This is a genomic window from Shewanella sp. NFH-SH190041 (assembly GCF_024363255.1).
In the GTDB taxonomy this organism is placed as follows: domain Bacteria; phylum Pseudomonadota; class Gammaproteobacteria; order Enterobacterales; family Shewanellaceae; genus Shewanella.
In genome coordinates, this window is sequence record NZ_AP026070.1 from 78594 (window position 1) to 91313 (window position 12720).

Annotated in this window: 15 protein-coding genes and 1 riboswitch; of the genes, 12 read left to right on the forward strand and 3 right to left on the reverse strand. The window is 50.1% G+C overall.

What is annotated here, in order from left to right; all coding sequences use genetic code 11:
• Positions 1–23: 23 nt before the first annotated feature.
• Positions 24–1187, reverse strand: coding sequence for an MFS transporter (locus NFHSH190041_RS00340; protein WP_261923362.1), 1164 nt, complete (start codon positions 1185–1187; stop codon positions 24–26).
• A 275-nt stretch (positions 1188–1462) separates the two neighbouring features.
• Here NFHSH190041_RS00340 and NFHSH190041_RS00345 point away from each other — a divergent pair, with 275 nt between their 5' ends.
• Positions 1463–2314, forward strand: a complete 852-nt coding sequence (locus tag NFHSH190041_RS00345) for a PfkB family carbohydrate kinase (RefSeq protein ID WP_261923363.1) — start codon at positions 1463–1465, stop codon at positions 2312–2314.
• On the opposite strand, the gene NFHSH190041_RS00350 is transcribed toward NFHSH190041_RS00345, so the two are convergent.
• Positions 2311–3021 carry a hypothetical protein gene (locus NFHSH190041_RS00350; protein WP_261923364.1) on the reverse strand — a complete coding sequence of 237 codons (711 nt, stop codon included), beginning with the start codon at positions 3019–3021 and terminating at the stop codon, positions 2311–2313. The two genes, NFHSH190041_RS00345 and NFHSH190041_RS00350, sit on opposite strands and share 4 nt — an antisense overlap.
• Before the next feature lie 276 nt (positions 3022–3297).
• On the reverse strand, positions 3298–4947 hold the full coding sequence (locus tag NFHSH190041_RS00355; protein WP_261923365.1) for an electron transfer flavoprotein-ubiquinone oxidoreductase: 1650 nt from the start codon (positions 4945–4947) through the stop codon (positions 3298–3300).
• Positions 4948–5194: 247 nt separating this feature from the next.
• Positions 5195–5330: riboswitch (molybdenum cofactor riboswitch) on the forward strand.
• Here NFHSH190041_RS00355 and moaA point away from each other — a divergent pair.
• The 11 genes from moaA to NFHSH190041_RS00410 all read left to right on the forward strand — a co-directional run bounded on the left by moaA (position 5318) and on the right by NFHSH190041_RS00410 (position 12676).
• Positions 5318–6298 carry a GTP 3',8-cyclase MoaA gene (moaA, locus tag NFHSH190041_RS00360; protein WP_261923366.1) on the forward strand — a complete coding sequence of 327 codons (981 nt, stop codon included), beginning with the start codon at positions 5318–5320 and terminating at the stop codon, positions 6296–6298. Its footprint overlaps the riboswitch before it by 13 nt.
• Positions 6299–6357: 59 nt before the next feature.
• Positions 6358–6879: a molybdenum cofactor biosynthesis protein B gene (gene moaB / locus NFHSH190041_RS00365; protein ID WP_261923367.1), complete on the forward strand. Its 522-nt coding sequence runs from the start codon at positions 6358–6360 to the stop codon at positions 6877–6879.
• Between the two features lie 16 nt (positions 6880–6895).
• Positions 6896–7372 (forward strand): cyclic pyranopterin monophosphate synthase MoaC, encoded by a 477-nt coding sequence (moaC, locus tag NFHSH190041_RS00370; RefSeq protein ID WP_261923368.1) that lies wholly within the window; start codon positions 6896–6898, stop codon positions 7370–7372.
• 9 nt (positions 7373–7381) lie between these two features.
• A complete protein-coding gene (gene moaD, locus NFHSH190041_RS00375) occupies positions 7382–7633 on the forward strand; it encodes a molybdopterin synthase sulfur carrier subunit (RefSeq protein WP_261923369.1) in 252 nt (83 codons plus the stop codon).
• Between the two features lie 2 nt (positions 7634–7635).
• Positions 7636–8091 (forward strand): molybdopterin synthase catalytic subunit MoaE, encoded by a 456-nt coding sequence (moaE, locus tag NFHSH190041_RS00380; protein WP_261923370.1) that lies wholly within the window; start codon positions 7636–7638, stop codon positions 8089–8091.
• 8 nt (positions 8092–8099) lie between these two features.
• Positions 8100–8960, forward strand: coding sequence for a molybdate ABC transporter substrate-binding protein (gene modA, locus NFHSH190041_RS00385; protein WP_410010859.1), 861 nt, complete (start codon positions 8100–8102; stop codon positions 8958–8960).
• Positions 8960–9631 (forward strand): molybdate ABC transporter permease subunit, encoded by a 672-nt coding sequence (modB, locus tag NFHSH190041_RS00390; protein WP_261924988.1) that lies wholly within the window; start codon positions 8960–8962, stop codon positions 9629–9631. The genes modA and modB overlap by 1 nt, the downstream gene beginning before the upstream one ends.
• Positions 9621–10715 carry an ABC transporter ATP-binding protein gene (locus NFHSH190041_RS00395; RefSeq protein WP_261923371.1) on the forward strand — a complete coding sequence of 365 codons (1095 nt, stop codon included), beginning with the start codon at positions 9621–9623 and terminating at the stop codon, positions 10713–10715. Before modB ends, NFHSH190041_RS00395 begins: the two co-directional genes overlap by 11 nt.
• A 131-nt stretch (positions 10716–10846) precedes the next feature.
• Positions 10847–11227, forward strand: coding sequence for a NirD/YgiW/YdeI family stress tolerance protein (locus NFHSH190041_RS00400; RefSeq protein WP_261923372.1), 381 nt, complete (start codon positions 10847–10849; stop codon positions 11225–11227).
• A gap of 182 nt (positions 11228–11409) precedes the next feature.
• Positions 11410–11934, forward strand: coding sequence for a hypothetical protein (locus NFHSH190041_RS00405; RefSeq protein ID WP_261923373.1), 525 nt, complete (start codon positions 11410–11412; stop codon positions 11932–11934).
• A gap of 64 nt (positions 11935–11998) precedes the next feature.
• Positions 11999–12676, forward strand: a complete 678-nt coding sequence (locus tag NFHSH190041_RS00410) for a response regulator transcription factor (protein ID WP_261923374.1) — start codon at positions 11999–12001, stop codon at positions 12674–12676.
• Positions 12677–12720 lie beyond the last annotated feature (44 nt).

The following is a 12720-nucleotide window of genomic DNA, read 5'->3' on the forward strand; positions in this document are numbered from 1 at the left end:
TTACGTGCTGGTTCGCTGCAGGCTTACTGGGTGGCCAGTGGTTGTTGATCCCGTGGTGCCCGAAAGCTTTTTATCAGCATATAAATACAGGTGCTGAACAGACACGGACCAAGGTACATCAGCAGGCTGTACTGCATGCTGTTAAAGCTGGAGGCTAACAGCGGGCCGACCACACTGCCGATGCTATAACTCAGCAGCATAAACTGGGTGGCCGCGACAATTTTGTTGGCACTCATGCTGTCACAGGCCAACGTGATGGCAATAGGGTACAGTGCAAATGTGCTGGCGCCGAGCAAGCTGTACGCCAGTGTGAGCATCAGTGCATCTTGACTGATGACCAACATAAATACACTGGCTGCCCCGATCAGACAGAAAAATGCCATCAGCAGACTTTTGCTCATCCGGGGGGATAGATAACTCACTAAAGGTTGTACAACCATGCCGCCCAAGATCACCATCGCCATCATTAGCCCGGTTTGGGATTCACTGCCGGTTTGTGCCTTGATATAGACAGGCAACATGCCATAAATAGGCCCCAGAGTTAAACCGGATACTAGGCAACCCATAATAGCTGGCCGGCTCAGGCCGCGCAGTTCTCGCCAAGCTATTTTCTGATGGCCTTGGCGGCAGGGTTGTCCCTTACGGATCAGTAAAGGAGGCAAAATGGCAATCAGTAGCAACAGGCAGATTAAGGCATAAGGAAGTAGTCCTTGGGTGCCGAATTGCCCGATGCCTAACTGGCCTAACGCCGTGCCACCGTACAATGAGGTCATATACAGCCCCAGACGTTTGGCTCGCTGTTTGGGAGTGTCAGCCATTAATAACCAAGATTCCACCACCACAAAGACCCCGGCAACCGCAATGCCTGCCAGCAGTCGGGCTACCAGCCAAACATTCGCACTTGGCAGTGCAATCATTAAGGTGATGGTCAGCAGCAGAGCCGCCAGAAACAGTACAAAGGAAAAGCGATGGCCAATACGGGCAACAACAGGTTCAACCCCGGTTGCCCCTAATAGCAGACCCAGATAAAACACACTGGCTAGCCAAGGCGCCAATGAAACATCCAGCCCAAATGAGGGCAGAGATAGTGGGATCAGGCTCATTAAATAGCCTGATGCCAAGGCGAACACACTCAGGCCGGCAACCGGAACAAAAGTGCTGTTGGGGGTAGGGGAAGTCGTGCTCATTTCCACCTTGAATGCTCCGGAAAAAGAGGTTTTAAACTAACCAATGGTGATATTTTCGGCGGCACTCTAAGGCTGTTTTAGCAAAGGGTAAAGCGAGTAAATTTTGCGAAGTCGGTCAATAAATTTGCATTGAGTAGCAGTTGATTGAATTGCGGTATTTTTAATCGTAAAACTGGTTTTTTTGCTTGTTTTTGAAGCGCTTTTTTAGTGTTGTGGCGCCAGATGGTTGATTTGAATACTATAAAAACAGCGTGTGCTAGAGCAGGAACAATCAGATGGCAAAAATCGTGTTGGTCGCCAATCTTAATTGCGACCGGATTTTACAGTTAGATAAGCCGTTACAGACAGGTGGTCGATTTCATTATGCCGATGGCGGACAGCGATTGGGCGGTGGTGGGGCCAATACCGGAATAGGCCTAGCCTGGGCGGGTCACCGGGTGGCATTGGTCAGTCAGGTTGGCCGGGATAAGACAGGTGATTGGTTGTTGGCTGAAGCCAGTACTCGCGGGTTGGATTGCCATCTGGTGTCGCGTCGAGAAGGGAATACGTGTGAAATGTTGCTGGTGATGACGCCGGATGGCGAGCGTACCATTATTCGGCCCATGCGGCCGCTGTTTGAATTACCTGCGCCGCCCCACTGGCCCCATTGGGATGTGTTATATATCAACTCATCTGCTCAAGGTGCTGTTAGCTGGGCAAAGACCGCATTGGACCATTGCCTCGTTGTCGCCCAGCTGGCGAAGGATGAACGGCTGCGCCCTTGCCATATCCTGCTGGCTTCAGAATCCGATTTAGCGGGGCGTTCAACATTGGCGCCTTGGGCATATGCTTTGCAGATTGCTGGAAAACAACTCGGTCATTTTATTGTGACTCGGGGCGCTAAGGGGGCGGATGTGTATACCGCTGATGGGCGTTGTCAGCATGTTGAAGCGGTGACGGCGAAGGTGAAAGATGCCACCGGCGCCGGAGATGCTTACGCTGCCGGATTAATTCATGGTTTGAGTCAGCAGCAGGACATTATTGCAGCGATGGCGGAAGCCGCCCATTGGGGCGCATTGGCTGTTGCTTGTGACAGCTCTATTCCCGGTACTTCACTACAGCAGTATTTAGCTACAATCGCGGATTAACAGCCTTGCACTTCGGCTAAAATTTCCGGTTTACGTTGTGGGCTGCGCATCGGCACCAGGGCATTGGTCCCTTTTACAATCCCTTGTGGTGGTGTAAAGCCGGGCAGCCGACACATAGGGATAAATTTCCCCAAATTGGCTTCGGTCAGGCTGGCACAAAATTGCGCCGCGGTGTCATCGTGTAGCCATTTGGGCAACCAAGAACCGTTGGCTAAGAGATTGTGAGAGATACGGTGCTTGTGCTTAGGCCAGTTATACAACACAAAACAGTGACGTTGCATCGCTGCGAGGACTGCGGTATCTGAATTATCCCGGTAGACAGGATCTATCGGTTTATCGGTAAATACGGCAACGCCGCGCAGCAGATTATCTCCGGTATAAACATGCCAGAGTTGGGGCACGGGTAAAGTGCGATAAATCCCCTGATAGTTTGGTGTGGGATAACCATAACGCATGTTAACCCCATCAATGCGGCTGGCTTGGGAGGCCAGTTTCCCCTCGAGTAGTGCCTTGCCGTGCAAGATATCACTGGCATCATTCAAACTGGCTGCTAGGGACAGTAAGTCATTCTGACGGCCCTGAATATTGGGTGTCGACAGTTTAGGTAGCAGCAAAATGGCCAGTGACACAATAATAATCAGCACCATCACGATTTCGGTCAGGGTAAATCTACTCCTAGGGGCGATGGTGATCGATTTGACGGGCATGATTGGGCATGTCTCAAGGTGGCTGAATGGGCGCAGATAGTAGCATTGGTATATGGGGGAAAAAGCCGCCTGCAGGTGAATCTTTCTTCACTCTGTTGTGCCTTAAGGGGGAATGTTTGCGAATGTTCTTTTCTAGAATGCTGAACTTTAATGAGTTTCAGTAAAAAAAAGAGTTAATTTAGCGCTTTTTGTCGCGTGACTGTCTTCAGTGTTTCTATCTGCCACATACGAAATGCATGTGGCAGATACGCCTGGATTGTTATTGTGGCTGCCGCATTACATATTAGGATAATTAGGGCCGCCGCCCCCTTCTGGGGTTACCCAGGTGATATTTTGGCTCGGATCTTTGATATCGCAGGTTTTGCAGTGGATACAGTTTTGGCTGTTAATCACAAAGCGGGGGGTATCCCCGTCGCGCACAATTTCATACACGCCAGCCGGACAGTAGCGCTGGGCGGGCTCATCATAATCCGGTAGGTTGACCTGTAATGGAATGTCGGGATCTTGCAATTTCAGATGGCAAGGCTGATCTTCTTCATGATAAGTATTTGATAGATACACTGAAGACAGCCGGTCGAACGTCAGTTTGCCATCGGGTTTGGGGTAGTTTATCGGGCTAAATGCAGTGGCTTTGGCTAACTGAGCATAATCGGGCTTTTCATCTCGCAAGGTGAAAGGCAGTTTGCCCTTAAACCAGTTTTGATCGACAAAGTTAAATGCCCCGCCGAGCAGGGTACCGTATTTATGCAGCGCCGGGCCGAAATTTCGGGAGCGGTACAATTCATCATGTAGCCAGCTCTGCTCCAGCCTATCTTGAAAACAGCTCAAGTCTTTGCCGCCTTCGACTCCAGCCAGTAAGGCTTCTGCCAAGGTTTCTGCGGCCACCATGCCGCTTTTCATCGCAGTATGAGTGCCTTTGATCTTGGCAAAATTCAACGTGCCAGCATCACAGCCGATGATCAGGCCGCCGGGAAAACTCATTTTAGGTAGTGAGTTAAGCCCGCCTTTAGCGATGGCTCTGGCGCCGTAGGTTACCCGCTCCCCTCCGGCCAGATTGGCACTGATGATGGGATGGGTCTTATAGCGCTGAAATTCTTCGAACGGGCTTAAGTGAGGATTGCTGTAATTCAGATCAACAATCAAACCGACGACGACTTGATTGTTTTCTAGATGGTAAAGGAAGCCCCCGCCTGATGCGCCTTCTGTTAGCGGCCAGCCAGCAGTATGCACCACTTTACCAGGCTGATGGATATCATCAGGCACTTGCCATAGCTCTTTAAAACCTAAGCCGTAATGCTGTGGGGTTTTGCCATTATCCAGGTGGAACTGTTCAATCAGTTGTTTGCCTAGGTGACCACGACAGCCCTCGGCAAACACTGTGTATTTGGCATGCAGTTCCATACCGGGCATAAAACTGTCTTTCTCGTGCCCATCGGCTCCTACGCCCATATCGCCGATTAAAATGCCTTTGACGCTGCCATCTTCGTGGTACAAGAGTTCGCTGGCTGCAAAACCGGGGAAAATTTCTACCCCTAAGCTTTCTGCCTGCTCGGCTAACCAGCGACACAGATTGCCCACACTGACAATGAAATTACCTTGATTGTGCATGGTTTTCGGTGTCAGGGATTCTGGCATCGCTCTGGCATCGGTAGCGGATTTAAACAGATAGATTTCATCATGGCTCACCGGGGTTTTTAGCGGTGCGTCCAAATTATGCCAGTCGGGAAATAGCTCGGTCAGCACATCGGGCTCAAACACTGCCCCTGAGAGAATATGGGCACCGACTTCAGAGCCTTTTTCGACCACACATACACTGATTTCCTGGCCTGAATTGCGGGATATCTGCATCAGACGGCAGGCGCTGGCCAATCCGGCCGGCCCGGCGCCGACAATGACGACATCAAACTCCATTGATTCACGTTCCATCTGTACTTCACTCCTTTAAAGCCCGCTCTGGCTGTTGGGATTATTCTGATGCCAGACAAGGGATTAATAATGCCAAATACCTTACCTGAAAATGGTGTTATGTCACAGTGTTGGGCAATGTGCGGCAGGTTTAAAATTTTATTTTGTAGTGGTGAGCAATATCACAATAAATTAATGAGATAGGGGGTATACGCGAAAAAATCCGGTGGAATTGTGTTATTGCAGCAGTTTTTACGCATATAATGACACATTGACGGTTCTCCGAGCTTTTTACCCTACGTCACGCATGATACGGGTACTTAGCCGTGGTAATAACGCCACTGGGGTGAAGGAAGAAATGACTTTGCCTCCCGTGTTTGGAAAGGTGATCATGTCCCAGCTTCAAGATGATTTCGGCCGAAAATTTCATTATTTGCGGATGTCGGTAACTGACGTCTGTAACTTCAAATGCAGCTATTGCCTGCCTGATGGCTACCGCCCCGACGGTAAACCTAAATTTCTGGATCTCAATGAAATTGAGAACCTAGTGTCTGCTTTTGCCAAAGTGGGAACCCGCAAGGTACGTATTACCGGTGGAGAGCCCAGCCTGCGCAAAGATTTTACCGATATCATTCGTATTGTTGCGGCTAACTCAGATATCCATACTTTAGCGACGACCACTAACGGCTATCGTCTCGAGCAGTCGGCTCAGGAATGGTATGACGCCGGGTTACGTCGGATTAATGTCTCTGTGGATAGCCTAGATCCACGCATGTTTTATCAGATCACCGGTGAGAATAAATTCGACAAGGTGATGCGTGGGATCGATGCGGCACTGGAAGCCGGTTTTGAGCGGGTTAAAGTGAATGCTGTCCTGCTCAAAGGGTTGAACGATAAAGATTTACCGCGTTTTCTGCACTGGATCAAAAACACGCCGATTGATTTGCGCTTTATTGAGCTGATGGAAACCGGGCTGGGGCGGGATTATTTTCAAGCCCACCATCTGGCTGGCGCGGATATTCGTACCGGCTTGCTTAATGACGGTTGGCAGCGTGATGCCAGCGGAGCCGAAGATGGCCCAGCGCAGAACTTTAGCCACCCGGATTACCAGGGCCGTATCGGACTGATTATGCCGTACGAACAGAATTTTTGTGCCAGCTGTAATCGTTTGCGGGTTTCGGCAAAAGGTAAACTGCACCTGTGCTTGTTCACTGAATCTGGGGTTGACCTACGAGACTTACTGCAGTCACCTCAGCAGCAGGGTGAGTTAATCGAACGACTGCAACAACAGCTGCATCATAAAAAAGCAACGCATTTTCTGCATCAGGGCGTGACAGGTGTGACCCAACACCTGGCCTCCATCGGTGGCTGATGTCAGCCACCCTCCGGACACCGCAACAGGCCCGGCCCTGATTTTTTACAGGACGCATTATGGGACATTGTAAACAAAGCCAATTTCAGCCACTGAATATTGCTGTTCTCACCGTATCTGATAGTCGCACTGCTGAGGATGACACCTCGGGACAATTTTTAGTGGATGCGCTGACGCAAGTTGGCCATCAACTGGTTGATCGTCGTTTAATTAAAGATGACAAATACCTGATCCGCAGCGTGATATCCCAATGGATTGTTGACCCTAACGTACAGGTTGTGATCAGTACCGGAGGGACAGGCTTCACCGCTAAAAACATGGTGCCGGAAGCGGTGAGCGTATTATTTGATCGCAGTGTGGAAGGCTTTGGTGAACTGTTTCGCCACTTGAGTTATTTGGAGCTAGGGACCTCCACCGTACAGTCCCGCGCACTGGGTGGGCTGGCCAATGGGACTGGTATCTTTTGTCTGCCCGGTTCAACCGGGGCTTGTCGCACGGGTTGGCAGATCCTCAGTGAACAGCTGGATGCTCGCCAACGCCCCTGTAACTTTGTTTCCCATCTTAAAAAATTGACTGCTTAATATCTAAGGTAATCTGATGAGCCAAGCTTTTACCCATATTAATGCTGACGGCAACGCCCATATGGTGGACGTGACCGATAAGCAGATCACCGAACGCGAAGCCCGGGCTGAAGCCTTTATCAATATGGCTCCGGCAACACTGGCCATGATTATGAGTGGTAGCCACCACAAGGGTGATGTATTTGCCACTGCCCGTATTGCCGGTATTCAAGCCGCCAAACGTACCTCAGATTTGATCCCTTTGTGCCACCCGTTGATGTTGACCAAGGTAGAGGTGGATCTTGAAGCGCAAGTTGAGCATAACCGGGTGCGCATTACCTCTCTATGCAAATTAGCCGGTAAGACTGGGGTTGAAATGGAAGCTCTGACTGCAGCGTCTGTGGCAGCATTGACCATCTACGATATGTGTAAAGCGGTGCAGAAAGATATGGTGATTTCACAGGTTCGCCTACTGGAAAAGCGCGGCGGTAAATCAGGCCACTTTAAGGTATAAGGTAGACGTATGATTAATGTATTGTTTTTCGCTCAGGTACGGGAGTTACTGGGCACTGCCAAATTAGATGTGGCTATCAATGATAATCTGACCACCACAGAGGCGTTGCGTGCGCAACTGGCCGCTCAAGATGAAAAGTGGGCCCGGGTGATGGCCAGTGATAAATTGTTGGTGGCCGTTAACCAGACTATCAGTAGCTGGGATGCCGCCATTAAAGACGGCGACGAAGTGGCCTTTTTCCCACCGGTAACCGGAGGTTAACCATGATTCGGGTTCAAACCCAAGATTTTGATGTTCCAGCAGAGTATGCCCGCATTGCCACCGATAATAGTGACGGAGCTGTGGTGACTTTTGTTGGTAAGGTGCGGGACTTTAATGATGGCAGCAGTGTAACGGATCTGACGCTGGAGCATTATCCGGGGATGACGGAGTCCGTGTTGCAGCAGATTGAGACCCAAGCTCGGGAGCGTTGGCCGCTAAATCATGTCACTATCATCCACCGCGTGGGAACAATGGCATTGGGTGAGCAGATTGTCTTTATTGGCGTCTCCAGTGCACATCGTAAAGCCGCATTTGCTGCCTGTGAGTTTTTGATCGACTTTTTGAAAACCAAGGCGCCGTTTTGGAAGTTGGAAGGTGGTCATGCCGGTCAGCATTGGGTTGAAGCGAAGGACAGCGATGAGCAGGCTGCGCGGATGTGGGAGCCTGACGCCCAGTGATACTGACTATGCTGCGTCGGTCGTTGAGGCTGAGTTTGCTGCCACTGACACTGTGTTTAATGTTATTGGCTTTATTATTGCCCCAGCCGGTACGCGCGGCAGAGATTCCGGTGATCGCCGCGGCATCTAATATTAAATTTGCCTTGGATGATATCGCCAAGCTCTTTTATCAACAGACCGGCCAGCGGGTACGCATTTCCTATGGTTCATCAGGTAACTTTGTGGCGCAAATTCGCCATGGTGCGCCTTTTGAACTGTTTTTATCTGCTGATGTTCGCTATATCCATCAATTACAGCAATTGAAACTGGTACAGGGGTCGCCGGTACTTTATGCCGTGGGACGACTCGCTTTGGTTGCGCCTAAACACGGAACATTGCAATTGACGCCGGATCTATCAGGCGTCAAGGCGCTGTTACAGCAAGGGCAACTAAAGCGGTTCGCTATCGCGAATCCTGAGCACGCCCCTTATGGTGAACGCGCACAGGAATATCTACAGCATTTTGGTTTGTGGCAGGATATTAAACCCCATCTCATCTATGGCGAAAACGTTTCCCAAGCGGCGCAGTTTGCCATCAGTGGCTCTACTGCCGGGGGAATTGTCGCTCTGTCTTTGGTGAAAGCACCGCAGTTTGCCGCTCGCGCCAATTATATTGCGCTACCTCAGGTACTTCATGGTCCGTTGGATCAAGATATGGTGCTGTTGCCGAAAGCTGGCCCCGTGGCTAAAGCTTTTTTCCGCTTTATTCTTTCTGAGCCAGCCAGGCAGATTTTTACCCGTTATGGCTTTGGTTTGCCTGCAGCCCCTGCAATTGAGGGTTCTACGGCCCCGTTATCCACTGAGCTGCAATCACAGGTATCCCAGCCATGATGGATTGGCAGGCGCTGTGGTTATCAGTCAAATTAAGCTGTATTACCGTGTTGGTATTGCTGCCGCTGTCCGTGTTTGCTGGCCGCGCTTTAGCCTATCGTCATTTTCGCGGTAAATCTTGGGTTGAAGCGCTGATTATGGTGCCGTTGGTACTGCCTCCTACTGTGATTGGTTACTACCTGTTGGTGGGGTTAGGCAATGACAGCATGTTAGGCAGGCTGGCAGAGCAGTTATTCGGGCAGCAGTTGGTGTTTCATTTCTCTGGTCTGGTGCTGGCCTCAGTCATTGTGAATATCCCCTTTGCGGTGCAACCTGTGCAGCGGGCATTTGAAGGGATTCCGGCGGATATCCGCGATGCTGCTGCATGCTGTGGTATGTCCCGTTGGCAAACTTTGTGGCGGATTGAACTGCCCATGGTCTGGCCTGGGGTACTGACCGCATTAGTTTTATGTTTCTCCCATGTGTTAGGAGAGTTCGGTGTAGTCCTGATGATGGGCGGCAATATTGCCGGTGAGACTAAGACCATTTCTATCGCTATCTATGACAGTGTGCAGGCCTTTGATTTTGATGGGGCCGGTATGATGTCTTTGGTGTTGTTGCTATTTGCGGTGACCACCTTGGCGCTGACGACCGGATTATCTCGCCGGGTTGGAGTGCGCCATGACCGCTGATCTACTGTGCCGCATCCAGCAGGTTGCCCCCGTGCCCATTAACGCAGAATTTCGTTGTCGTGCCGGGGAAGTCTTAGCGGTTGTTGGGCCGTCCGGTGGCGGCAAAACCACCTTATTACGCATGATTGCCGGTCTGACCAAGCCTAGCGGTGGCGAGATTAGTTGTGGTGGCCAGCACTGGTTTGGCGAGGGTATCTGTTTATCACCACAGCAGCGTCATATTGGCTATGTGCCACAGCACTTTGGCTTGTTTCCCCATTTAACCGCTTTGCAGAATGTGATGAGCGCACTGGATCATATCCCAGCCGGGCAGCGTGAAGCGCGGGCATTAGATTGGTTGGAGCGGGTGAATCTGCACGGTTTACCAGCCCGTCGTCCGGCACAGTTGTCCGGTGGCCAGCGCCAGCGGGTTGCACTGGCTCGGGCATTGGCTCGAGAACCGGCGGCTCTATTGTTAGATGAGCCATTTTCAGCGGTGGATCGGGAAACCCGGGAGCGGCTTTATCTGGAATTAGCTCGCTTGAAAAGCCAATTATCCATTCCCGTTATTATGGTTACCCATGATCTTAATGAAGCCCTGTTGCTGGCTGACAGCATGATATTGCTCAGTCAGGGACAGATGCTACAACAAGGGCGCCCTCGAGATGTTCTGGCTCGACCACGAAATGAAGCGGTTGCCCGGCAAATGGGGCTGCGCAATCTATTTGATGCCCATATTGTCGCAAGAGATGAAGCGCAACAAATCACTTGGTTGAAAATGGGAGAGATCTTAATCGCCAGTGACTGCGATACTCCGCAGCCGATTGGGGCAAAAGTGCGCTGGGTGATCCCTAATCAGGGCATACGGTTTAATGCCATCAGTAGTGGTCGACTATGTCGTAGTTTTAACAAACTGGACGTCACGGTTGAATCTATGTTGGTGATGGGAGAGTCAGCCCGCTTAGTATGTTGTATAGCAGGAGTTGAGGCACGTCTTAATACCGAGGTACCTGTTTATTTAGCAGAAAAACTCGGGTTGGCTGAAGGGGTTAAAACCAGCGTGGCACTCAAATCAGAGCAGATCCATATCCTCGAATCTAACTGATTGTAACGGCTACGCAATCTGAGCGTAAATCGGCCAAACAATCTGTCAACATTATCGATTCTTAATCTTAGCTTCACCCATCCTTCAGGGCCGCTGGCTTATCATACAGTTATAATTCGGAGGATCAGATTATGAGCAAGAAGATTTCTGCGGCATTTTTGCTAGCCAGTTTGTTTGCTGGTAGCGCAATGGCCGCCTATAACGGCCCAGCAACAGTTGCCCCTGTAACCGATGCCCAGAGCGCTCAACAAGCCAAAGACGGTGCTAAGGCACAGTTAACCGGTAAAATCGTTAAAAGTCTTGGTGACGAAAAATATGTATTCCAAGACGGAACCGGTGAAATCACCGTTGATATTGATAATGATCTGCTGACCAATATCAATTTTGATGAGAACACTCCTGTGGTTCTGATTGGTGAAGTCGATAACGACTGGAACAGCCAGGAAGTCGAAGTAGATACCATCAGCCTGGTGCCAACCAATGCGGTTCAGACACCCCAAGCCAAGAAATAATCAGCACTTATTCTTTCGGCTGTGACCTATTGCCTGACTTTTTAGTCGGGCATTTGCGTTTTACAGCCTATTTGCTGTATCCGGATGAATATATTTGAGAAGCGTCCGGTTTCCTTTGTGTTAGATTAACTAAGCTATCCACCGTGCGAAGCTTGCTATAGCGTATTGATTTTGGAGGAAACGTGGCGCGTTTGTTATTAGGTTTATTGCTGATTTCCGGAGTGGCTCATGCAGCAACTCCCCGTCTGTGGCAAGTCTTGTCCCAGACGCAGCATGTCGCGCCTATTGCTGTGATGAAAGATATCGAGCAGCGTTTTCCCGGTATTATTTCTGAATTCAACGCAGAGCTTGAAGACGGTGTGCTTATTTATGAGCTTGCCATAATCAATCCCAAGGATCACAACATCACCGAACTCGAAGTCCGGGGACGGGACGGCGTGTTATTGCGTCACAATACCGAGAAGCTAGAAGCCGATGATGCTAATGAACTCCAAGCAGCATTAAAGATTCTTCAGCATAAACAATCATTTTCAGAGTTAGTGACCCAAGCGATGCAGCAGCATCAGTCATTTCTGGCTGAAGCTCAACTGGATCGTGACCTCGGGATCAATTACCTTGAATTGAAATTGCTCAGTGCTGACGGTAATCAAAAGCTGGCCTTTGATATTGATCAGCAAAAACCCCTGCCGTTGCTGACCTGGGATTAATCTTTTCCATCCTGACCCAGCCCGATCGCCATCATTGCCACGATGTCGGGCATAAGGAGACATAATGAAAATACTGCTGGTGGAAGATGACGCCACAACCATTGACTACATTGTCAAAGGTTTCTCTGAGCAGGGATATAATATTGAAACTGCCAGTGATGGTCATCAGGGGCTACTACTGGCAACCAGTGGGCACTATGATCTGATGATTCTGGATCGAATGTTGCCACAGCTGGACGGATTAAAGGTGTTGGCTGCCCTTCGGGCAACCGGCAATCAAACTCCGGTTTTGATCCTGTCAGCCTTGAGTCATGTTGATGAGCGGGTGAAAGGCCTGCGCGCTGGTGGCGATGACTATATGACTAAGCCGTTTGCCTTCTCTGAACTGTTGGTTCGGGCGGAAAAATTAATGCAGCGTGGCCAATCCCAGCCGGTGCAGACCAATCTTAAGGTCGGCCCGTTGGAAATGGAACTGCTGACCCGCAATGTGACCTTAGATGGTCATGAACTGAATCTGCAGCCCAAAGAATTCCAACTGCTGAAATATTTGATGGAACATGCCAACCAGGTGATCAGCCGAACCTTATTGTTTGAAGCTGTATGGGATTATCATTTCGATCCTCGCACCAATGTGATTGATGTGCATATCGCCAAACTCAGACGCAAGTTTGAAGAGTTGGGACATGGTGAGCTGATTGAAACTGTAAGGGGGGCTGGTTATCGCCTCCGTCAGCGGCATTAAGCCATTTCAGAGCAGCGCCTGGCGGATCGCCATTCTTTTTACCA